This is a genomic window from Pseudomonas sp. S5D5, assembly GCF_003013355.1.
GTDB lineage: Bacteria > Pseudomonadota > Gammaproteobacteria > Pseudomonadales > Pseudomonadaceae > Aquipseudomonas > Aquipseudomonas aylmerensis.
Genome location: NZ_PTEO01000001.1, coordinates 3063369 through 3086143, shown reverse-complemented (window position 1 = coordinate 3086143; position 22775 = coordinate 3063369). Strand labels below are relative to the sequence as shown.

Here is a 22775-nt window from a genome sequence, read left to right as displayed (position 1 = left end):
GAGTTTTGGCAGAAAAAAAGTCGAGCAGCGAGGGTTGTTGGAATCAGGCGGTCGCGCTTTCGAATCCGTGCAGCACGTTGACGGCGTTGATGCCGATCTCATCGACCATGTAGCCACCCTCCATCACGAACAGCGTCGGCACGCCTACGCTGGCGATGATCTCGCCCATGCCGACGAAGTCCTGGCTGTCGAGCAGGAAGTGGCTGATAGGGTCGTCCTTGAACGTGTCGACGCCGAGGGAGATCACCAGAACCTCGGGAGCGAAGGCGCGCAGTTGGCGGCAGGCGTCGAGCAACGCGACCCGGTAGTCGGCCCACGTGGTGTTTTTCGGCAACGGGTAGTTCAGGTTGAAGCCCTCCCCCGCGCCGTCCCCGCGCTCACTGCTGGCGCCGGAAAAGTACGGGTAGGAGACGGCCGGGTCACCGTGCAGCGAGATGAACAGCACGTCCGGCCGCGAGTAGAAAATGTTCTGCGTGCCGTTGCCGTGGTGGAAGTCCACATCCAGCACCGCCACGCGCTGGGCCCCCTGGGTGATGGCCTGTTGCGCGGCAATCGCGGCGTTGTTGAGGTAGCAATAACCGCCCATGTACTCGCGGGCGGCGTGGTGTCCCGGCGGACGGCACAAGGCGAAGGCGCTGTGATGGCCTTCATCGATCAGGGCCAGGCCGGTGAGTGCGATGTCAGCGCTGGTTTTCACCGCGTTCCAGGTGGTACGGGTAATCGGTGAGCCGGCGTCCATGGCAAAGAAGCCGAGCTTGCCATCAATGAATTCCGGCACCTGTTGATTGGCCAGGTCACGCACCGGCCATACCAGCGGCAGTGCGTCGTGGCTGCGGCCGATGGCGGTCCATTCGGCCCAGGCATGTTCAAGGAACGCCACATAGCGTTCGCTGTGCGCGTTGACGTAGCAGGCCCGATCAAAATGGCGCGGCACGATGATATCGCCCAGCCCGACATGCCGGACGCGGTCACGCACGGTGTCGGCGCGGCTGGGTTGTTCGAATGAGGGCTTGAGCACGCCGTCCTTGAGTTCGGTGCCATGGTGCAAACGGTGGTCATCACTAAAAACAGTCAGCATTTGTCGGTATCCGCCAGTAAAAGACAGGCTCTATTTTGTTCTGGCAGAGCCGGGCTTTCTTTGCTTTTACTTGCGCCACTGTTAGGTTTATCGGGAATTTTTACCTCTTCGGCTGCCCATCATGAAAAATAAAACCAAACAGGTCGCTCTCGACGACACTGATCTCGCCATCCTCGCTCTCTTGCAGGAGGACGCGAGCATTTCCAATGCGCAACTGAGTGAGCGCCTGTCGCTGAGCCTCACGCCCTGCTGGCGGCGCCGCAAACGCCTGGAAGAGGAAGGCGTGATCAAGGACTACCAGGCCAACCTCGACCGCAAGATGCTCGGGCTCGACATCCTGGCGTTTGTGCATGTGCGCTTCGCGATCCATACCGACCATGCGCCGGACGCCTTCGAGGCGGTGGTCAGAGACCTGCCCGAAGTGCTGTCGTGCCACAAGATCACCGGCGATGCCGATTACCTGTTGCAGGTGCTCGCCGCGGATCTCGACAGCTACAGCGAGTTCGTCGAAAGCGTTTTGCGCCGGCAATTGGGGATTGCGTCGATCCAATCGAGCCTGGCGCTGAGGGAGGTCAAGGCAACCAGCCGAGTGGCGATCGCGCGACGCGACTGACCCCTCGCCCCAAAGGTCACTGCTGCAGCGCATAGCCAAATGCCATCCACTGCAGATGTGAAAAATTCGTTAACTAATTCTCCCCAATGGCTTTTTTGCGACAGAAGCTTCTGGCACACTGATGCGAATAATTATCAACATCTTTATTATTCGCCATGGAGGGCGCTCGGGGAGAGTCAGCTTCATGTCTGTGCAACAACACGGCGGTAACGGTTTTTCATTCAACCTGATGGCCCTCGCAGTCTGCCTGGCCAGCTCCCAAGCGGTCTTTGCGGCCGACACCGAAGCGCCAGCGGCCACGCTCGAGCTGGGTGCCACGCAAATCTCCGGTGACAGCCAGCTCGGCGAAACCACTGAAGGCACGCAGTCCTACACCACCGGCGCGATGAAAACCGCGACCAAGCTGCCATTGACGATGCGTGAAACGCCACAGGCCGTCACCGTCATCACCCGCCAGCGCATGGACGACCAGGCCATGACCAGCATCAACGACGTGGTCAACGCCACGCCGGGGTTGTTCCTCAATTACTCCAGCGGCCCTGGCCGGCAGTCCTACACCTCACGCGGTTTCGACATCGACAACCTGATGTACGACGGCATCCCGAGTGGCTACAACGGCGTTAACGTGGGTGCCCAGCCGAACCTGGCGATGTTCGATCGCGTCGAGGTCGTGCGCGGTGCCACCGGCCTGGTGACCGGCGCAGGCAACCCTTCAGCCGCCATCAACCTGATCCGCAAGCGCCCGCTGGATGAGCAGAAAGTCACCCTCACCGGTGCCGCCGGCAGTTGGGACGACTACCGTGGCGAACTCGACGCCTCCAGCCCACTGAATGACAGCGGCACCCTGCGTGGCCGGGTCGTCACCTCCTACCGAGACGCCAACAGCTTCATCGACAAGGTCGAGGAAGATCACGGCCTGTTCTATGCCGTCACCGAAGCCGACCTCAGCGAAGACACCACCCTGACCCTGGGTTTCTCCAACCAGAAGGACAAGACCAACTACTTCTGGGGTTCCTCGATGATCGGCCAGGACGGCCACCACCTGAACCTGCCGCGCTCCTACAACCCCGGCACCGACTGGGAAAACAAGGACCAGGAAATCAACACGGTCTTCGCCGAACTGCGCCAGCGCCTGGCCAATGACTGGAACCTCCAGGTTAACGCCAACTACGCCCAGCAGAACGCATTGTTCTCCGGTTCCTACCAGTCGCGCTGGGTCAACAACACACCGGCACGGACGGTCTACCAGGCCGCCTTCGATGAAGACCAGGCCGGCGTCGACGCCTTTGCCAGCGGGCCTTTCCAGGCCTTCGGGCGCACCCACGAACTGGTAGTGGGAGCCAGCAAGCGGGTCTACGACCTGACCACCCACAACTACAGCCCGTACGACACCAACTGGCCGCTCACGGCCGGCAAGCCGGACTTTGTGCACACCAACAACGACCACGAAGTCACCACCCAGGATGGCGTCTACGTGACCACCCGCCTGAGCCTGGCCGACCCGCTGAAGCTGATCCTCGGCGCGCGCCTGGACTGGTATGACTACAACAACCGTGATGGCGACGGCGACTACCATGTCACCCGCAACCTGACCCGCTACGCCGGCTTGATCTACGAGCTGGACGACCATCACTCGGTCTATGTCAGCTACAGCGACATCTTCACGCCGCAGAGCGAAAAAGACACCGCGGGCACGCCGGTCAAGCCAATCGTCGGCAAGAACTATGAAGTCGGCATCAAGGGCGAATACCTCGGCGGTGCGCTGAATGCGAGCCTCGCGCTGTTCAACGTCGACCAGGAAAACCGCGCCGTCCAGATCTTCCCGCAAACCTGCCCACAGGCCACGTGCTACGAAGCCTCGGGTGAGATTCGCAGCCAGGGTATCGACGTCGAGCTGCAAGGCGCCCTGACCGAGAACTGGCAGGTCGGCGGGGGCTACACCTACGCGCGAACCCACACCATCAAGGACGACGCCAACCCGCAGAAAGTGAACAAGCAGTTCGACACCGACACCCCGGAGCAGCTGTTCAAACTGACCACCCGCTACAACTTCCAGGGCCCGCTGGAAAAACTCCGGGTCGGCGGCAACATTTCCTGGCAGAGCCGCATGTACAACGACGTGCCGCTCAATGACGGTGGCAACTACCGGCTCAAACAGGGCGCCTACGCGGTCACCGACCTGATGGCCGGCTATAAGGTCAACGAGCACCTGGACCTGCAGCTCAACGCCAACAACATCTTCGACCGCCGCTACTACTCGTCCATCGCCAACTCGGTGAGCTACGGCGGCGACGCCTACGGCACCCCGCGCAACATGATGATGACGGCCAAGTACAGCTTCTGATCCAGGCTGGACGCCCACGGCGTGCCCCAATAGGCCTTGTGGGTCACGCTGCTCGCCGCGCTTAAAGTCCCCCACAGGGATGCCGATAAACTCTTGGCATCCCTGATCCTGCACAAATCCTGATACCTGCTTTGCTCTACCTGCGGGCCCACGTGGCACGCCGCATGCTTTGTTCCTGGCCAGTCCACATGGAGTAAGAGTGAATGCCCGTCCGCACGCGTTTCCTGGAGCACTACCGCAAGGCCGACCGCATCATGCTGGCGTTGATCTGGCTGATGTTCCTGTTCTCGCTGGGCCTGGCGTTCTGGCACGACACCCTGCTGCAGGCGGTGATCGTGGGCGGCGGCACCAGCGTGGTGCTCACTGCGCTGTATCGCGCCGTTGGCGGCCGCCGCGTCATGCGTTGCGCGCTCGGGGCCGGACTGATGGTGATGGCCGCGCTGCACATCAACCAGGCGCAGGGCGTGATCGAATCCCACTTCGGCATCTTCGCGCTGTTGGCAGTGCTGACATTTTACCGCGATTGGCTGCCGATCCTGATCGCGGCGCTGACCATCGCCGTGCACCACGTGGTCTTCCATGCGCTGCAGCATCAGGGTTTCCCGGTGTTCGTGATGGAGCATCACGGCGGCTGGGGCATGGTGTTCGTCCACGCCTTCTATGTGGTGATGGAAACCATCGCCCTGCTCTACCTGGCCGTGCACAGCCAGGCCGAGGCTGTAGAAAGCCAGGAAATGCTCGAGAAAATGCTCGCCGTCACCTCCCAATTCACCGTGGCAACCGCCCAGGGCGAAGGCAAGGTGCACGTTTCCCTCACCCAGCGTTTCGACCACTTCCTGCAGCAGATCACCCATCTGATCGACGGCGTCGCCCGCGACTCCCACGGCCTCGGCCAACTCGGCCAGGCCCTCGCCAGTACCAGCGGCACCCTGGAAACAGGCGCGCGGCACCAACTGGCCGAAATCAGCCAGATGACCGGCTCGATGCAACGCATGGAAGACGCCATGGGCCACATCGCGGTGCACGTCGAGCACGCGGTGGAACACGCCGGCAAGGCCAGCCAACAGATCATTCGCGGCCAGGAAAGCGTCGGCCGCGCCCAGCAGGAAATCACCCAGTTGGCCTCGCGCCTCAGCGGTGCCAACCAGACCGTGGAAGGCCTGGCGGTGCAAGCCGAGCAGATCGGCACGGTGCTGGAGGTGATCAACAGCATCGCCAACCAGACCAACCTCCTGGCCCTCAACGCCGCCATCGAGGCAGCCCGCGCGGGCGAGCAAGGCCGTGGTTTTGCCGTGGTCGCCGACGAAGTCCGCAGCCTGGCGCAACGCACCGCCGTCTCCACCCAAGAGATCAAAACCATCATCGAAAGCCTGCAACAAGGCAGCCGCGAAGCCGTCGAGGCCATGCACGACAGTCGCCAGGGTGTGGAGCGCTGCGTACAAGACAGCCAGGTCGCCGTGCAAATGCTGCAGGCGGTCGGCCTCGACATCGCGCAGATCGACCAGCTCAACGGCCACATCGTCAGCACCACCCGCGAGCAGACCTCGGCGAACCTGGAGATAGTCGGGCGATTGCAGGCCGTGCAGAGCATTGCGCAGAGCACCGCCAATGACGTGGAAACCCTGGCGCGCAGCAGCGAGCAGTTGCCACCTATTGCGGTGCGGCTGGACGCACTGGGGCGCAAATTTCACGCTTGAGGCCCGAGCGCTCATGAACCCCAGCGTTGCCCGCGTAATCGATAGGGTCCAGGCATCGGCGGATACGTTACACTCGCCGCCCTAAACATCTGCCAGGGAGGCGACCATGAGCGTTCGCGGTAAAGACCGACAAATCGACAATATCGAGTTCAACGTCGGCGACATTGCACGCAGCAAAGCCTTTTACGGTGGCGCATTCGGCTGGACATTCGTCGACTACGGGCCCACCTATACCGAGTTCACCGACGGCCGCCTCACGGGTGGCTTCACCACCGGCGAACCGGTTCGACCGGGTGGTCCCTTGATCATCCTGTATGCGGACAACCTCGCTGAGACACAACAGCGGCTGCACACCCTCGGCGCGGTCATCACCCGCCAGACCTTCGCCTTCCCCGGCGGCAGCAGGTTCCACTTCACCGACCTCGACGGCTATGAACTGGCCGTATGGACGGCACACGAGTAAGCCTGCCGCGGCCCCTCATCGATCATCGACTGTACTTTCTGACATGGATTCAGGTTTTTTCATGCGCAAAATTGCCCTGCCGTTTTTGACCCTCTTGTGCCTTCAAGGCTGCGCCGAAATGCCGGCCTACTCGAATGTGGATCCCAGTGAACCGCGCGATGAGTCTCGCTACACCATCGTCGAAACCGACACCTACGCGGGAAGGCGCGACCGCAGCTTCCTGGACCTGCAGCCGGACCTGAACATCATCCGGGTCAACGATAAAAAGGTCGGCAATATTCCGTTCTCGACCTACTACTACAAAAATGACTCACCGCAACGCGCCGTGCTGGTGCCGGGCAGCTACACAATTCAACTGGAGTACCGGCTGCCGCGGTACTTCATGTTTGCGGACTTGGAATTCGAGGGAAAACCCGGGCAGAAGATCATCGCGCGCTCGCAGTACATTGGACTGAATCGGCTGAAGATCTGGCTGGAGGATTCGGCGACGGGGGAAGTGGTGAGCAAGGGCATGCACTAAGGCTCCAGGCCCCCGAAAGGCTCGAGCATTGCCTGGCTATTTCGGGCGTTATCAGCGAGCGCGCATGCCTGCAGCGCCAAGCGTCACACCTGATGCTCACGGCGTGACGCTGGTGATCGCCGTGCGCGCAACGCGCTCCCAGGCCCGCACGGTTGAGGTGGCTGCCGCTGGAAACTCAATCGTGCGTTAATCCGGGGCCAGGCGCAGCGACAACGCCTCAATGACCTGCGCCACCAGGCTGTCGGTGCTGTGGGTCCCGTCAACCTGCAGCACCGCAGCGCTTTGACTGGCCAGCCATCGCGCGTGCCAGGCTCGATTGCGGCCGCCAAAGTGCGGATCGTCGTACTGCGAGGCCCATTCGCGAAAGGCCACATGGATCGCGTGCATGTCGCCGCCGGGTGCGATCCGGTCGCCAAAGCGTTGCTGTTCACGCGCGGTCAGGCGTTGAAGGCGGACTGGCGTTGCAGTGTCCACGAAGACGATCAGCTCGACCTGGGTGATCAATTCGTCGCCCCAGTTCATACACGAGCCCGTCAACACCCAGTCTTCGTCGCCGAGTCTTTGCTGCATCAATGACACGCGCTCAGGCGCGGCACGCTTGGTGGTGAACGGTGGGTCCGTGGGCATCCAGTAGAAATCATCGACATCGACATGGAGCACGCCCAGCCGCGCTGCGAGGTTCTGGCCCAGCGTGGTCACGCCCGCGCACGAAGCACCGGTGATGTAAACGCGCATTTTTCCTCCCTGGAGACACATCGATTTCGAGGCCCGCACGATAGCCTAAATCCACCCTGATTGAATAAAACGACATCCTTGCACCTTCGCGACAAACACGTTACAAAGCCCTCAGCAAGTTGTACGACGTCCTAACAATAAATCGCCATCCCCGATGATGGCGCCCACTGTTCGAGCCCCCATCATGACTGCGCCTGCCCCCATTCAAACCACGCCTGCCCTGTTCTCGCGGCACATCGCCGTGTTGATTCTGCTCTGCATGGGCTGCGCCTTTGCCGGTAACCACATTGCCGCTCGCGTGGCGTTTGATGATGGGGCCGGCGTGCTGCTGGCGATTCTGATGCGCTCGGGCGGTACCTTGTTGGTACTCGCCGTGCTGGTGCTATGGCAACGCCAAAGCCTGCGCCTGCCGCCCGGTGCATGGCGCTGGCAAGTGCTGCTGGGCCTGCTCATCGCCACTCAAAGCCTGTGCCTGTACTCGGCCGTGGCCCGCGTGCCGGTCGCGCTGGCGTTACTGGTGGCGAATGTCTTTCCGATTTTGCTCGCGCTGCTCACCTGGGCATTCGGCGGCCCGCGCCCCACTGCTCGCACCGCACTGCTGATGGGTTTGATCCTGCTGGGCCTGGTGTTCGTGCTGGACGTTCCCGGGCGCCTCTCAGCCAGCGCAGAGATCGGCCCGCAATGGCTGCTCGGTATCACCCTGGCGTTCTGCGCCGCCTTTGTGTTCGCCTGCGCCCTGTGGATCACCGACCACAAGTTGTCGCAGGTACGCGGTTCCGTGCGCAGCCTGCTGACGATCTTCATCGTGTTCAGTAGCGTCAACCTTGCCGGCGTCAGTGGTGCCCTCGCCGACGGCCTGAACCTGCCGGCAACCAGCACCGGCTGGCTGGCACTCGCCACACTGGTCGTGCTCTACGGCACAGGCTTCATCGTGCTGTTCATTTCGGTGCCGCGCCTGGATATGCCGCGAAACGCGCCGGTGATGAACATCGAGCCGCTGGCGACGCTGCTGATGGGCTGGATCGTGCTCGATCAAATGCTCAGCGCCGGGCAGATCGCCGGTGGCGTCATCGTGGTAACCGGGATTGTGCTGCTGACGTATCGCAAGTCTGCGCAGCCTGTCGCCAAGGCCGTGTAAGGCTTGATGCAGGCTTGAACGGCGTGTGTTTTCAGATCGACACAGGCCGTTTTTTTCGTCACGCCTGCGTGTCAACATCATCCAGCTTCGCCCATCGATAGTCCCCTCGCGGCACCTGGCCCAATTCCTGCGTTCTCCTGCGTCGACACGTCGCTGTTGACTACGCGGACGACTCTTTTGAGCCCCGCCGCGCAAGCCCCTCCCCCGATAATCAAGCATCCCCGATCCCATCCCGAGGCCTTCCCCCATGACGAGCCCCTCCACCGAACAGGTCAGCCCCCACACCCTGCGAAAGGTCATCATCGCCGCCGGCATCGGTAACTTCGTCGAGTGGTTCGACTTCGCCGTCTACGGCTTCCTCGCCACCACCATCGCGCAACAATTCTTCCCCAGCGGCGACACCAGTGCCGCGCTGCTCAAGACCTTCGCGGTATTCGCCGTGGCCTTCGCTTTCCGGCCCCTGGGCGGGGTGTTCTTTGGCATGCTCGGCGACCGCATCGGGCGCAAACGCACGCTGGCCATGACGATCCTGCTGATGGCCGGCGCCACCACCTTGATCGGCCTGCTCCCGACTTACGCCGCCATCGGCGTTGCAGCGCCGATTTTGCTGTCGCTGATCCGCTGCGCCCAGGGTTTCTCCGCTGGCGGCGAATACGCCGGGGCCTGCGCCTATCTGATGGAACACGCGCCCAGTGACAAGCGCGCCTGGTACGGCAGCTTCGTGCCGGTGTCGACGTTTTCCGCGTTCGCTGCCGCCGCCGTGGTGGCCTACGCCCTGGAGGCGTCGTTGTCCGCCGAAGCGATGGGCAGTTGGGGCTGGCGCCTGCCGTTCCTGATCGCGGCGCCACTGGGGCTGGTCGGGCTTTACCTGCGCTGGAAGCTGGATGAGACGCCCGCCTTCCAGGCCGTCAAGCAGGAGCATGCGGTAGCCCACTCCCCGCTCAAGGAAACCTTGCGCAACCATGGTGCGGCGATCTGCTGCCTGGGCGCTTTTGTGTCACTCACGGCGCTGTCGTTTTATATGTTCACCACCTACTTCGCGACGTATCTGCAAGTGGCCGGCGGACTGAGTCGGGCGATGGCGTTGCTGGTGTCGCTGATTGCGCTGATTTTCGCCGCGGCGATTTGCCCGCTGGCCGGGCTGTACTCGGATCGGGTGGGGCGCCGGGTCACGGTGATGACCGCCTGTGCGCTGTTGATCGTGGTGGTGTATCCGTCGTTCCTGATGGCCAGCTCCGGCTCGTTCGCAGCCTCGGTGGTCGGGGTGATGTTGCTCGCGGTCGGCGCCGTGCTGTGCGGCGTGGTCACCGCCGCCTTGCTCTCGGAGACCTTCCCGACCCGCACGCGCTACACCGCTTCGGCGATCACCTACAACATGGCGTACACGATCTTCGGCGGTACCGCGCCGTTGATGGCGACCTGGCTGATCAGCACCACCGGCAGCAACCTGTCACCGGCGTTTTACCTGATTGCCGTGGCATTGCTCGCGCTGGCCGGCGGACTGGCACTGCCGGAGACCTCGCGGATTTCCCTGCATGATGTAGGCCCACAGGAAAAAGCCCCCGCGCCGCTGCTCTCGCGCTAAACCCCACAGACAACCCCAATCCCCTGTGGGAGTTGTCGAGCCCCAGCGAGGCTGCGAAGAGGTCCAGTCAGCCGATAGAGATGTCGACTGTGAGTCCGCCCTCGCAGCCTCGCCGGGGCTCGACAGCTTGCTCCCACAATTGATCTCCATACACCCGCATACCCGAGCCATATCAGGATCCCCTGTGGGAGCGGGCTTGAACTGGCCTAATGATTTTGGACACCTCAATCGGGCGCTATGATGGCGTCCAAATCTGAGGTGTTTGGATATGCGTAAATCTTATTCATGTGAGTTCAAACTCAAGGCTGCCAGCATGGTGCTGGACGAGGGGCAGTCGGTTCCCGAGGTCTGTGCCAGCTTGGATATTGGCCCTACGGCCTTGCGCCGCTGGGTCGATCAAGTTCGCAAGGAACGCTTGGGCTCGACTCCGGTGGGAGCCAAGGCGATTACCGCGGATCAGCGAGAGATCCAGGAACTTAAAGCCTTGCTCAGGCAAAGAGACCGGGATATCGAAATCCTAAAAAAGGCCAGTGCTCTCCTGCTTTTGGACGCCAAAGATCACTCTCGTTGATCTGTGAGCTGGGCGAGCAGTACGGCGTTAACGATTGCTGTCGTGTGTTCGGAATAAACCGCAGTAGCTTTTACGCATGGCGTCAGCGCCAAGGCAAGGTGAGCCCTAAGCGAGAGAAACTCAAGGCTATGCTGGTCAAGCACTACAGGGCGTCGAGAGAGTCTGCGGGCGCTCGTACCTTGGCTAAACAGCTGCAAGCCGGCGGGCATGATGTCGGGCGGTTCATGGCTCGCAGCTTGATGCGAGAAGCAGGCATTGTCAGCCGTCAACGCCGGCGCCATAAGTACAAGTCACCTGGCGTGGAGGCTTTGGTGGCACCGCATGTGCTCAAACGCAAGTTTGATGTTGCGACGGTCAATCAGGTGTGGTGTGGGGACGTGACGTACATCAAAGTCGGCAAGCGTTGGCTGTATTTTGCGGCGGTTCTGGACTTGTTCGCTCGCCGGATTGTGGGCTGGTCGTTTTCGATGATCTCTGATGCCACGCTGACCTGCGAAGCCCTGCGCATGGCGATTGAACTGCGCGGTCGCCCAAAAGACGTACTGTTTCACTCCGACCAAGGTTGCCAGTACACCAGCCATAAATTCAGAAATGAACTGCTGGAACATGGACTCCGACAAAGCATGAGCCGTAAAGGCGAATGCTGGGACAACGCTCCGATGGAGCGTTTCTTTGGAAGTTTGAAATCAGAGTGGGTGCCAGAAGCAGGCTACGGGTCGGAACATGAGGCCCGAGCGGATGTGCAGCGCTATGTATCGCGCTACAACATCACCAGGCCGCATAGCTACAACGACTATCGGTCACCAGTCGCCAGGGAGAAGCTGGTGGCGTGAAACCTTAATCGGTGTCCAAGATTACTTGACCAGTTCAAGCCAGCTCCCACAGGGGGCCCGTGTTTTATCAGCAGGCTATTCCGCACCATGAAAAAAATCCCAGGCGCCGCCCCATCATCAAGCCAACCCCAACCCCACAAACAACCCCAATCCCCTGTGGGAGTTGTCGAGCCCCAGCGAGGCTGCGAAGAGGCCCTGTCAGGCACTGAAGATATCAACTCTGAACCCACCCACCCCATCATGAGGAGGGCTAACGCTTCAGTGAAATCAATTCATTATCTCTAACTCTAACCCCCGGCCTAAACTACACCTCTAAGACAGATCATATAAAGACTACTGAGCCAAAACCAAACAGGCCGGCGGAATAGCACTCATCAGTGCATTTCATGTCGTCGGGTTTTATCTCAGGCATCAGGGTGTCAGATCAAAATGAACAACGAGTTTACATTTACGCTGAAGCGCCTTCGCTTCGACGAGCACTATCACCCCTCGGAAAATACACGCATCACCACTAATTTCGCCAACTTGGCCCGGGGCCAGAGTCGTCAAGAGAACCTGCGCAATACACTAAGGATGATTGACAATCGCTTCAATGCCCTGGCGCACTGGGACAATCCCAAAGGCGATCGTTACACCGTTGAACTTGAAATCATCTCGGTTGAAATGGGCATTGATGTCGAACACAGTGGCCGTGCCATTCCGCTGATTGAAGTATTGAAAACCACCATCGTCGACCTGAACACCAACGAGCGCATCGACGGCATCGTAGGCAACAACTTCTCTTCCTACGTGCGCGACTATGATTTCAGCGTGGTACTGCTGGACCACAACAAGCATCAGCCCACCTTTGGCACGCCAGAGAATTTCGGAGACTTGCACGGCAAGCTCTTCAAATACTTCGTGAACTCCAGCACCTACAAGGACAACTTCAATAAACCGCCGGTGATATGCCTGAGCGTTTCAAACACCAAGACTTATCACCGAACTGAAAACCAGCACCCGGTACTTGGGGTTGAATATCAGCAAGATGAACACTCCTTGACCGATGACTATTTCAGGAAGATGGGTTTAAAAGTCCGTTATTTCATGCCATCAAACAGTGTTGCGCCGTTGGCGTTTTATTTTTCCGGCGACCTGCTGGGTGATTACACCAACCTTGAACTTATCAGCACTATCAGCACGATGGACACGTTCCAGAAGATTTACCGGCCCGAGATCTACAACGCGAACTCTGCAGCCGGAAAGTCCTATCAACCGAGCTTGAAGCACCAGGACTACTCCTTGACGCGCATTGTTTATGACCGTGAGGAACGTAGCCGCCTGGCGATTGAGCAGGGCCAGTTTGTTGAAGAGAACTTCATCAAGCCGTACCACGCCATTCTTGAACAATGGTCCGCCAACTGCGCGCTTTGACTCAGCCAATACAAGGTTATCCCGAATGAAAAAATTGTTACCCACCTCCACGGCTGGCAGCTTGCCGAAACCCTCCTGGCTCGCACAACCAGAGACACTGTGGTCACCCTGGAAGCTGCAGGATGAGGCATTGATCGAGGGCAAGCAGGATGCGTTGCGTTTGGCGCTGCAGGAGCAACAACACGCCGGCATTGACATCGTCAGTGACGGTGAGCAGACGCGCCAACATTTCGTCACGACGTTCATCGAGCACCTCAGCGGCGTAGATTTCGAGAAACGCGAGACGGTCAGGATTCGTGATCGTTATGACGCGAGCGTGCCGACGGTGGTGGGCGCGGTGAGCCGCCAAAAGCCCGTGTTTGTTGAAGATGCCAAGTTTCTGCGTCAGCAGACCCGGCAGCCGATCAAGTGGGCGTTGCCAGGCCCGATGACCATGATCGATACGCTTTATGACAACCACTACAAGAGTCGCGAAAAACTCGCGTGGGAATTCGCCAAAATCCTCAATCAGGAAGCCAGGGAACTGGAAGCGGCTGGCGTCGACATTATTCAATTCGACGAGCCCGCTTTTAACGTTTTCTTTGACGAAGTCAACGATTGGGGAGTGGCAACCCTGGAAAGGGCCATCGAAGGCCTCAAGTGCGAAACCGCTGTGCATATTTGCTATGGCTACGGCATCAAGGCCAATACCGATTGGAAAAAGACCCTGGGCTCGGAATGGCGTCAATATGAAGAGGCCTTCCCCAAGCTGCAAAAATCCAGCATCGACATCATCTCGCTGGAATGTCACAACTCTCATGTCCCGATGGAGTTGATTGAACTCATCCGGGGTAAAAAGGTGATGGTCGGCGCCATCGACGTGGCAACCGACACCATTGAGACACCCGAGGAAGTCGCCAACACCCTGCGCAAAGCCCTGCAGTTTGTCGATGCCGACAAGCTCTATCCGTGCACCAACTGCGGCATGGCGCCCCTACCGCGTCGCGTAGCGAGAGGCAAACTGAACGCGCTCAGTGCAGGCGCAGAAATCGTTCGACGAGAACTCTTGAACGCGTGAGTTCATGGCTCCAGCCATAGGCGGGTGATCCAGGCCGGCGAGGGTTTCAGGGAGATTCTGAAAAAGACTTCCTGAAGCCTGCAGCCCGCCAAACATCCAGTCGCCCCCAGGCTTTTCTCACTACGATCAAGCTGCCGCCCTTATCCAGGACCTACTATGTCACTCGCCAACATGGCTATCGAGCCATTGAGCTTTCGCGAAGCGCTCGGGCACTACGCATCCGGTATCACCGTGATTACTTCACACGTGGATGGCGAGCCCATTGGCTTCACTTGCCAGTCGTTCTACAGCGTGTCGGTGAGCCCACCGTTGGTGTCTTTCAGCGTGATGTCGAGTTCGGCCAGCTACCCCAGAATCCGCCAGGCGGGTCGGTTCGCCGTGAATATCCTGTCCGGTGAGCAAGTCACGATTTCCAACCAGTTCGCTCGCCGAGGCACCGACAAATGGCACGGCGTCGAATGGCAGGCATCGCCGCTGGGCAATCCGCTCCTTGGCGGCAGCCTGCACTGGCTTGATTGCGAAATTCATGCCGAATACGCCGCAGGTGACCACCTGATCGTGATCGGTGAAGTGAAAGCGTTGAACCTGCAAGAGACCGCTGCCACGCAGCCATTGCTGTATTTCAAAGGACAATATTGCAACCTCGCCACGCACACCGAGGTGTGAGTCTCTACGACGGCCGCCCTTGCGCTGGCTCAACCGCACCGACTGCCGTTATCCTCCTTCTCCCCAGACCCGAGAACCGGAGCCGCCATGGACCTCGCCACCCTCGCCCTTTTCCTCCCTGCCTGCTTCGCCCTGAACATGGCGCCTGGCCCGAACAATCTGCTGTCCGTGAGCAACTCCACCCGCTACGGCTACCGCACCTCCTGCCTCGCGGGGATCGGCCGCTTGCTGGCCTTCGCCGGCATGATCGCCCTCGCCTCCGCCGGCCTTGCGGTGGTGCTGCAAACCTCGGAGTTGTTGTTCTACGCGATCAAGATCGTGGGCGCGGCGTATCTGTTCTACCTGGCGTTTCAGCTGTGGCGGGCGAATCCCGAGGCAGAGGCGCAATCGACCGCGGCCAAGGTGGGATTGTGGGCGTTGGCGCGCCAGGAGTTTCTGGTCGCGGCCGGTAATCCGAAGGCAATTTTGATCTTCACCGCGTTCCTCCCGCAGTTCGTGGTGCCGGGGCAGCCGATCACGCCGCAATTTGCGCTGCTGGGTGCGTTGTTCCTGATGCTCGAATGGATTGCTATCAGCGCCTACGCCTATATGGGCCTGCATATGCGGCGCTGGTTCGCCGAGCCACGCGGCAAGCGGATCTTCAATCGTTGCTGCGCAGGGCTGTTGTCGGCAGCGGCGACGGTGTTGTTGATGGCGCGTCGGGCGTAAGCTTGCTCGCCTCAGCGGATTTCCCTGTCAAGGAGACACTCAATGAAAACCATGGTGGTCGGTGCAAGCAAAGGGTTGGGCAAGGCCCTGATCGAGGGGCTTGGTGAGCCTGGGGACACACTGATCGGCGTGTCCCGCTCCCATCCCGGACACTTGGAGCAACGGGCCGGCGTGCAGGTGCGCTGGGTCGAGGCCAACCTCGCGGAGCCGGCCAAGGCGGCACAGGTCATCGCAGACGCAATAGCCGATGACGGCCTGGACACGCTGATCTACAACCTCGGCATCTGGGAGGCACTGGCGTTTGACCCGGCTTACGCGTTCCTGGCTGACGACGATGACCAGTTGGAAGCCATCGTCAATTGCAACATCACCTCGACGATCCTGCTGATCAAGCGGCTGTTGCCGGTGCTGCTGAAGAGCAAAAATCCACGCATCATCCTGACCGGCTCCACTTCCGGCCTGCCGCAAAGTGGCCGGCCTGAGGTTGCCTTCGGAGCTTCCAAGTTCGCCTTGCGCGGTATCGCCGATGCCTTGCGTGAAGGCTATCGCCAGCAACGCCTGGGCGTCACCTGCCTGAACCTCGGCTACCTCAACACCGAAGACCCCTTGAGCACACCGCGTGCGGTGGCCGAGCAACGCGGTGAAGGCCACTCGATTCCCGTGCACGATGTGGTGCAGGTGGTGCGCATGACGCTGAGTCTGTCTTCCGCCAGTTTCGTCAAGGACATCACCCTGCCGGCGATTCTGGACGAGCGCTTTTGACCGAGGAGCCTGCGCATGACCCGCAACGAACTCGCCGACCTTTACCGAGGCTACATCGACTGCCTCAACCAGCAGGACTGGGATCGCCTGGGCGACTTCGTCCACCCGGACGTGACCTACAACGCCACACGGGTCGGCCTCGACGGTTACCGCGCGATGCTGGAGCGTGACTTCCGCGAAATCCCCGACCTGGTATTTCGCATCCAACTGCTGGTCGCCGACCCGCCCACGGTGGCCAGCCGGCTGAATTTCAACGTCACGCCCAGGGGCGAATTCTTCGGGCTGCCGATCAATGGCCGGCAGGTGAAATTCGATGAAAACGTGTTTTATGAAGTGCTCGACGGCCGGTTTGCGCACGTATGGTCGGTGATCGACAAGGCGGCTATCGAAGCGCAGCTCGGCGTCTAGACTCCATACACCCGTCACCTGTGGAGACCGACCATGAAAAGCAAGAACACCCTCTGCCTCTGGTACCACGGCGCCGCCGAGGAGGCTGCCCGCTTCTATGCCAGCACCTTCCCGGACAGCACGGTCGATGCCGTGCACCTGGCACCCGGCGACTACCCTTCCGGCAAGCAGGGTGATGTGCTGACCGTGGAATTCACGGTGATGGGCATCCCGTGCATCGGCCTGAATGGCGGCCCGATCTTCACGCACTCCGAGGCGTTTTCCTTTCAGGTGGCCACCGATGATCAGGCGGAAACCGACCGGTACTGGAATGCAATCATCGACAACGGCGGCCAGGCCAGCGTCTGTGGTTGGTGCAAGGACAAATGGGGGCTGTCGTGGCAGATCTCGCCGAGGGTATTGACCGCCGCCGTCTCCAATCCGGACCAGAAGATCGCCAAGCGTGCCTTCGACGCGATGATGACCATGACCAAAATCGACATTGCCGCCATTGAAGCCGCCATCAAGGGCTAAACAACGGCGGGCCTTGGGGTTAGGTCCCTGAGGCCCCGATGCGATAACCTTAAAGATTGACACTCCCCTGCCGTCACCCTTACATCCCCGAATGGACTCAATGAGGCTCTTGTGCGCGTTTTAACTTCCCTATTGCTTGCCGGTGGCATCGCCACCTTGTCCGGTTGCGCCACCCAGGCCAACAGAGTCGACCAAATGTTCGCCGTTACCTTGGGCCAACCGCTGGTCGAGAACAGCATCGTGCGCGAAGGCGACCTGCTGAGTTTCGAAGTGCTGATGCCCGAATTCAAAACCGGCATGCGCCCTACCATGCAGTTCGAAGCCGCGTGCTCGTCGCCACAACTGTACCTGCTGTACATCGACGGCTCGCAGCGTGTCTATCCGCTGAAAGCCGGGCGCTACAGCAAAGCGCGCGAGCTGTCCGCCGACCTGTATGCAAAGTTGGCCGCCAACCCGACCTTCGTGCGTGCCTGTGCCGAGACGCCCAAGCCTGACTGGCGCCTGGTCAAGAGCGACGATCGCGATAACTGGGTGCTGATCGACGCCGCCAGCGTCAAGACCGTGCAGGGTGAAACCCGCTTCTGGGCGGCGTTCGATAACCCCACGGTGCTCAACGACCTGCCCTACGACGCGCCGTACGCGCAAAAACGCGAGCACTTTGCGGTGTCCTGCGCAAACGGCACCTACAAGGAACTGGCCGGGTATGACCTGGACGCACGCAATCGTGTCAGCGACGGCCGCGTCGACAGCTTCCCGACGCCGCGCGCGATGGCCGGCAGCAATGACGACTACGAGTTGCTGTTCAAGCATGTCTGCGCCACCCCAGAGAAAATCGCCGCACTGCCGGTGTTCAAGCCGCGCCTGAAAGCGCCGGCCAACATCGCCTTGACCTCGGTGCAGCCACAAGTCCTCGCCGCGTTGGCGCCGTTCAAGCAGGACAAGCCGGCGCGGACCCTGAAGTACGTGCACTTCACCGGCACCTCGACCATGAAAGGCAAGACCAGCAATTCGACCATCGAGCAGTTCATCAGCCAGGACGCGGCGAGCGGCCAGCAGGCGATCGCCCTGCGTGGCGATGGCTACGAGTCGCAGTCGGTGAGCTGGCGCAACCTGATCGAACTGGTGTCCAAGTCGACCTTCTCGAGCATGGCCGAAAGCTCGACGCTGACCCAGCTGAGCCTCACCGGTAACTGGAAGGAACTGCCGGTCGGCGACACGGTGGTCTACCAGATCAATCGCTCGACCCTCAACAGCTTGCTCGGCAGCTACAACAAGCAGCAGGTCACGCGCTGCGTGGTCGAGCGCGAATTGCCGGCGAGTGAACTCAATCCCAAGCTGCTGGGCAGCGCTAAGGCCTTGTCGTGCCGTACCGACGACGACAAGTACAACCGCGTCAACCACCTGTTCTACCTGACCGACTATGCGTATTTCCACGAGTCCAGCACGGACAAGAATGAGTTTTTCTACTCCGATTCGCGCATCGATCGATTCGAATAACAGCGCCAAATAAACATCGTTGACACACCCTGTAATATTCCATGAAGATGGAGGCCTTATTCAGGGTGTGTCAGTCAATGTCCGCAATGTCCTCCGTTAACCTTTCCGTCATTGGCTTGATTGCCAAGGCGCAAGGTTGCGTTGCGCACGCCCTCAAATCGAAGAAACAGTCGCTCATGTGACCGGGGCGCGCTGTCCCGTCAGATGAGCTGACAGGACATTGAGCGCGACGGACTCCCTCCCCCTTTGCACAATTTCCCATGCCCTTCTGACGGTGACTCAAGCGGTCAATCATCAGGAGAAAATGCATGTCCTCGTTTCAAGGTATCTGGGTTCCCGTAGTCACGCCGTTCCAGGACGGCGCCATCGATTTCATCGGCCTGCACCGGCTGGTCAGCCATCTGCTGGAACAGCACGTAGCCGGAATCATGGTGTGTACCACCACCGGCGAAGCGGCGTCGCTGAGCCGTGCGGAACAACTGGCCGTGCTCGATGCGGTGTTGCAATGGGTGCCGGCGCACCGCGTGGTAATGGGCCTGGCGGGCAATAACCAGGGTGAACTGCTGCAGTTCCAGGGCGAGGTCCTCAAGCGCCCAGTGGCTGGCCTGCTGGTGCCTGCGCCGAGTTACATCCGCCCGTCCCAGGCCGGCCTTGAGGCGTTCTTTCGCACAGTGGCCGACGCGTCCAGCGCGCCGATCATTCTCTACGACATTCCCTACCGCACCGGCGTGACCTTCGAGCAGGCGACCTTGCTCAACATCGTCGCGCACGAACGCATCGTGGCGATCAAGGATTGCGGCGGCAGCCTGGACACCACCCTGGCGCTGCTGGCCAGTGGTGCGGTGGATGTGTTGTGCGGCGAGGATATCCAGATCTTCAATGCGCTGTGCCTGGGTGCCAGCGGTGCGATTGCGGCATCGGCGCATGTGCGTACCGCAGAGTTTGTGGCGCTGTGGCAGCAGGTGCGCGATAACCAACTGGCCGAGGCCCGGACGACGTTTTTGGAATTGGTGCCGTTGATCAACACGATGTTCATGGAGCCCAACCCGGCACCGGTGAAGGCAGCGCTGGCCCTCGAAGGTTTGATCAGCGACGAGCTGCGCGCCCCGATGCAACGGGCCAGCGAGGCGGTGGTGACACGGTTGCGCGAGCTTCAAGGAGTTCGCGCATAAGCGCTGATAAACAGGCCTCTTGTTGCCAGGGCCCGCATTTTTCTGGTGAGTGGGCTTTTTTTTGTGGTGAGCAGGCTTTTTTGTGGTGAACTGGCTTTTTTGTGGTGAGCAGGCTTTTTTGTGGTGGGCAGGCTTTTTTGTGGTGAGCGGGCTTGCCCCGCGTTGGGCTGCGCAGCAGCCCCAGTCCAGCAAAATGCGGTGTGTCAGGCAATTCTCGGTGGATGGTTTTAGGGCTGCTTCGCAGCCCAACGCGGGGCAAGCCCGCTCGCCACAACAAGCGCGCTCACCACAAAAAAGCTTGCCTGCCACAAAAAGGCCTGCTTGCCACAAAAAACTCACTTGCCACAATCCGCCCACTTGCCACAACAGCTCAGCCTGATTCAGAACCTCAACCCTGCCTCGCCATATGCAACCTGTGCAGCGTGATCTCGCGCACGGCCTGTTTACTCAGTTCAATATGGCGCTTGAGCAGGTGCTGCGCCTGATCGGTCTGGCGTTGCAGGATGGCCGCGAGGATTTGCCCGTGCTCCTCGTACGTCGCCGCAATGCGTGACGCCTGGGTAAAGTCGAGCCGGCGGATGATGCGGATTTTTTCCGTAATGGCGTAATGCATACGCGCCATTTCGCCATTGCCCGTGGCGTGCACCAGGTCACAATGAAAACGCTCATCCAGTGCCGAGACGGCCTGGGTGTCCTGCAACCGCTCCGCCGCTTCCACCTGCCAGATCGCTTGCAAGGCCTGCAATACAGGGCTCGGTTCGTCCATCGCGCACAAGCGGCTGACCGCTGCCAGTTCCAGCACAATGCGCACGTCATACAGCTCTTCGAAATACGCGAAGTCGAACGGCTTGACCTGCCAGCCGCTGCGAAAATACACCTGCACGTACCCTTCCTTCTCCAGGCGATAAAGCGCCTGGCGCACCGGGGTACGGCTGGCCTGCATGCGCATGGCCACGTCACCTTCGCTGAAGCGATCGCCCGGCAGCAGGCGGAACTCGAAAATATCCGCCTTGAGCTGCGCATAGACCTGTTCAGCCAGGCTGTGCGGCCGTGGCTTGGCGGTTGTCATCGTCGCCAGTTGCATGCCTACCCCCGGCTCGCAATAAAGGCGCGCCAGCCGCCAAACTCGGTGATGTCGAGGGCGTCGGCCAGGGCCCAAGGCTCGCAGATAAAACCTTTGACGCTGCGCCCATCCGCCAGCAGCAGATTGCCGATTCCCAAGGGCGCCGGGATCTCGGCGACGAATTCACCGAAGCGCGCAATCGGCATATCCCACAGCTCGACAACAATCGCACGCCCGCTGTCTGCCCTGGCCAGCCCCGGCTTGGGCGGCACGGTGCCCGGCAGGGCATAGAGCCGATAGTTGTCGGCCGTCAGGGTTTGCTCTACCAACACCGCGTTGCGCGAGGTCAGTTGCACGTTCAGCGGCATGCCGGTCAGGTGCGCGCCCACTACCGCCACCCGCACGCTGCCAGGCGCCTGCAGCGCGGTGGCCGGCGCGGGCAAATAACGTTCGGTGGCGCCCAAGGGCAGGTCCAGGCTGGCCTGCCAGCGTTTGCCCAGGTGGGCCAAGGCCGTGTCGTGCCAGGCCGGTGCCAGCAAGGTAATCCCGCTGGGCAACCCATCGCTGCGCAGGCCCGCCGGGAGCGCCAGGGCCGACAGGTCGGCGAGGTTAGTGAAGTTGGTGTAATAGCCGAACTGCGAGTTGTAGCGCACCGGCTCCTGGGCCATTTCCGCCTGGGTGCGAAGCGTTGGCGACGTGGGCACCAGCAACGCGTCGATACCCGCCAGCGTGTCGTTGATGCGCCGGCTCAGCTCGGCCCGCAAGTACTCAGCCTTGTAGGCGTCGCACGCGCTGTACTGGCGGCCACTCTCGACAATGCCGCGCACCACCGGGTTGATCGCCTCCGGTTGCTGCTCCAGCATGCGTTCCAGGGCGACGGTACGCTCGGCGACCCACGGGCCGAAATACAACTGGTCCGCGAGGGCCTTGAACGCGCTGAAGTCCACCGGGGTGATCACCGCGCCCAGGGCCTTGAAGCCTTGCACCGCATGCTCAAACACCGCCTGGTTGAGGGTATCGCCAAAAAACTCCAGGCTCGCCGGAATCGCCAGCTTGATCGCCGCCCCCACCGCGACCGGTGCGGTATGCGGGTTCACACGCGAATAGGCGTCGCTGGCATCGTAGCCCTCAGCAACGCGCATCACGCTTTCGGCGCATTCGACGGTCAACGCAAACACCGAGATGCAATCCACGGTGCGGCACGCCGGCACGAGCCCGGTATTGGACAGGCGGCCCTTGGTCGGCTTCAACCCGACGATATTGTTGAACCCCGCCGGCACGCGCCCGGAGCCTGCGGTGTCGGTGCCCAGGGAAAACGCCACCAGCCCACGCGCCACCACCGACGCCGAGCCAGAGCTGGAGCCTCCGCTGACGTAATCCGCGTCAAAGCTATTGCCCACCGCGCCATAGGGCGAGCGTGTGCCCACCAGGCCCGTGGCGAACTGATCGAGGTTGGTCTTGCCCATCAGGATCGCGCCGGCTTCGCGCAGCCGTTGGACTACAGATGCATCCTGCGCCGCCGTGTAGGCAAATTCTGGACAGGCCGCCGTGGTGTCCCAGCCGGCCGCATCGATATTGTCCTTGATTGCGAATGGCACGCCATACAGCGCCAGCTGGGTGACATCACCGTCCACCGCCGCCAGGCGCGCGCTCAACTGCGCCAGTTGTTCGGTCAACTGCGCCGGGGTCGCACGGGCGATCCAGGCGTTGTCATCGCCGGGGTACTCAGCGGCGAGGGTCAGCAGAATATCCGGGGTGATGCTGCCGCTACGGTAGCCGTCAAGCCACTCGGCGAGGGTCCAGCCAAACGCGTTGTGCATGGGAAACTCCATCTTGTATCCAAGTTTGGATAAGTGGAAGCAAACCCCAGGCCAACCTCGAAACCCAATGAATGCGCGGACATGCACTCAAACCCTGCCCGCTGATAGCGCACCCACCC

22 protein-coding genes are annotated in these 22775 nt (G+C 60.8%); 18 read left to right on the top strand and 4 right to left on the bottom strand.

Features of this window, described 5'->3' with window-relative positions; all coding sequences use genetic code 11:
• Positions 1 to 43: 43 nt before the first annotated feature.
• Positions 44 to 1078 carry a histone deacetylase family protein gene (locus tag C9990_RS14405; RefSeq protein ID WP_106803698.1) on the bottom strand — a complete coding sequence of 345 codons (1035 nt, stop codon included), beginning with the start codon at positions 1076 to 1078 and terminating at the stop codon, positions 44 to 46.
• A 121-nt stretch (positions 1079 to 1199) separates the two neighbouring features.
• Between C9990_RS14405 and C9990_RS14400 the strand changes: the two genes are divergently transcribed.
• From C9990_RS14400 to C9990_RS14380, 5 genes are all read left to right on the top strand, one after another.
• Positions 1200 to 1691: an Lrp/AsnC family transcriptional regulator gene (locus C9990_RS14400; RefSeq protein ID WP_065908104.1), complete on the top strand. Its 492-nt coding sequence runs from the start codon at positions 1200 to 1202 to the stop codon at positions 1689 to 1691.
• 184 nt (positions 1692 to 1875) lie between these two features.
• Entirely contained in the window at positions 1876 to 4035 is a 2160-nt protein-coding gene (locus tag C9990_RS14395) for a TonB-dependent siderophore receptor (protein WP_065908103.1), read from the top strand.
• A 203-nt stretch (positions 4036 to 4238) separates the two neighbouring features.
• The gene (locus C9990_RS32925) at positions 4239 to 5732 is read left to right on the top strand and encodes a methyl-accepting chemotaxis protein (RefSeq protein WP_106803697.1); all 1494 of its coding nucleotides are present in this window, start codon (positions 4239 to 4241) and stop codon (positions 5730 to 5732) included.
• A 106-nt stretch (positions 5733 to 5838) separates the two neighbouring features.
• A complete protein-coding gene (locus C9990_RS14385) occupies positions 5839 to 6195 on the top strand; it encodes a VOC family protein (RefSeq protein ID WP_106803696.1) in 357 nt (118 codons plus the stop codon).
• A 61-nt stretch (positions 6196 to 6256) separates the two neighbouring features.
• The gene (locus C9990_RS14380; protein WP_106803695.1) at positions 6257 to 6715 is read left to right on the top strand and encodes a hypothetical protein; all 459 of its coding nucleotides are present in this window, start codon (positions 6257 to 6259) and stop codon (positions 6713 to 6715) included.
• Positions 6716 to 6901: 186 nt separating this feature from the next.
• On the opposite strand, the gene C9990_RS14375 is transcribed toward C9990_RS14380, so the two are convergent.
• The gene (locus C9990_RS14375) at positions 6902 to 7450 is read right to left on the bottom strand and encodes an adenylate kinase (protein WP_106803694.1); all 549 of its coding nucleotides are present in this window, start codon (positions 7448 to 7450) and stop codon (positions 6902 to 6904) included.
• A 184-nt stretch (positions 7451 to 7634) separates the two neighbouring features.
• Here C9990_RS14375 and C9990_RS14370 point away from each other — a divergent pair, with 184 nt between their 5' ends.
• From C9990_RS14370 to dapA, 13 genes are all read left to right on the top strand, one after another.
• Positions 7635 to 8588, top strand: a complete 954-nt coding sequence (locus C9990_RS14370; RefSeq protein WP_106803693.1) for an EamA family transporter — start codon at positions 7635 to 7637, stop codon at positions 8586 to 8588.
• Between the two features lie 247 nt (positions 8589 to 8835).
• Positions 8836 to 10173 carry an MFS transporter gene (locus C9990_RS14365; protein WP_065908086.1) on the top strand — a complete coding sequence of 446 codons (1338 nt, stop codon included), beginning with the start codon at positions 8836 to 8838 and terminating at the stop codon, positions 10171 to 10173.
• A gap of 268 nt (positions 10174 to 10441) precedes the next feature.
• Complete coding sequence (locus C9990_RS32760; protein WP_065899480.1) at positions 10442 to 10744, top strand: IS3 family transposase; 303 nt, start codon at positions 10442 to 10444, stop codon at positions 10742 to 10744.
• Positions 10741 to 11577, top strand: a complete 837-nt coding sequence (locus C9990_RS14360) for an IS3 family transposase (RefSeq protein ID WP_256595084.1) — start codon at positions 10741 to 10743, stop codon at positions 11575 to 11577. Before C9990_RS32760 ends, C9990_RS14360 begins: the two co-directional genes overlap by 4 nt.
• A 429-nt stretch (positions 11578 to 12006) precedes the next feature.
• On the top strand, positions 12007 to 12990 hold the full coding sequence (locus C9990_RS14355) for a DUF1852 domain-containing protein (RefSeq protein ID WP_106803692.1): 984 nt from the start codon (positions 12007 to 12009) through the stop codon (positions 12988 to 12990).
• A 25-nt stretch (positions 12991 to 13015) separates the two neighbouring features.
• Positions 13016 to 14047, top strand: coding sequence for a methionine synthase (locus tag C9990_RS14350; RefSeq protein WP_106803691.1), 1032 nt, complete (start codon positions 13016 to 13018; stop codon positions 14045 to 14047).
• 156 nt (positions 14048 to 14203) lie between these two features.
• Positions 14204 to 14713 (top strand): flavin reductase family protein, encoded by a 510-nt coding sequence (locus C9990_RS14345; RefSeq protein WP_106803690.1) that lies wholly within the window; start codon positions 14204 to 14206, stop codon positions 14711 to 14713.
• Between the two features lie 87 nt (positions 14714 to 14800).
• A complete protein-coding gene (locus tag C9990_RS14340) occupies positions 14801 to 15421 on the top strand; it encodes a LysE family translocator (RefSeq protein WP_065908079.1) in 621 nt (206 codons plus the stop codon).
• Between the two features lie 42 nt (positions 15422 to 15463).
• Positions 15464 to 16183, top strand: a complete 720-nt coding sequence (locus C9990_RS14335; RefSeq protein WP_065908077.1) for an SDR family oxidoreductase — start codon at positions 15464 to 15466, stop codon at positions 16181 to 16183.
• A 15-nt stretch (positions 16184 to 16198) separates the two neighbouring features.
• Complete coding sequence (locus tag C9990_RS14330; RefSeq protein ID WP_106803689.1) at positions 16199 to 16591, top strand: ester cyclase; 393 nt, start codon at positions 16199 to 16201, stop codon at positions 16589 to 16591.
• Positions 16592 to 16624: 33 nt separating this feature from the next.
• Positions 16625 to 17104 carry a VOC family protein gene (locus tag C9990_RS14325; protein WP_065908073.1) on the top strand — a complete coding sequence of 160 codons (480 nt, stop codon included), beginning with the start codon at positions 16625 to 16627 and terminating at the stop codon, positions 17102 to 17104.
• Positions 17105 to 17215: 111 nt separating this feature from the next.
• A complete protein-coding gene (locus C9990_RS14320; protein WP_106803688.1) occupies positions 17216 to 18601 on the top strand; it encodes a hypothetical protein in 1386 nt (461 codons plus the stop codon).
• A 308-nt stretch (positions 18602 to 18909) separates the two neighbouring features.
• The gene (gene dapA / locus C9990_RS14315; RefSeq protein WP_106803687.1) at positions 18910 to 19773 is read left to right on the top strand and encodes a 4-hydroxy-tetrahydrodipicolinate synthase; all 864 of its coding nucleotides are present in this window, start codon (positions 18910 to 18912) and stop codon (positions 19771 to 19773) included.
• 388 nt (positions 19774 to 20161) lie between these two features.
• Here the strand turns inward: dapA and C9990_RS14310 are convergent, their stop codons facing one another.
• Both C9990_RS14310 and atzF read right to left on the bottom strand, forming a co-directional pair.
• Positions 20162 to 20857 carry a GntR family transcriptional regulator gene (locus C9990_RS14310; protein WP_106803686.1) on the bottom strand — a complete coding sequence of 232 codons (696 nt, stop codon included), beginning with the start codon at positions 20855 to 20857 and terminating at the stop codon, positions 20162 to 20164.
• A gap of 2 nt (positions 20858 to 20859) precedes the next feature.
• A complete protein-coding gene (atzF, locus tag C9990_RS14305) occupies positions 20860 to 22656 on the bottom strand; it encodes an allophanate hydrolase (RefSeq protein WP_106803685.1) in 1797 nt (598 codons plus the stop codon).
• Between the last annotated feature and the right edge of the window lie 119 nt (positions 22657 to 22775).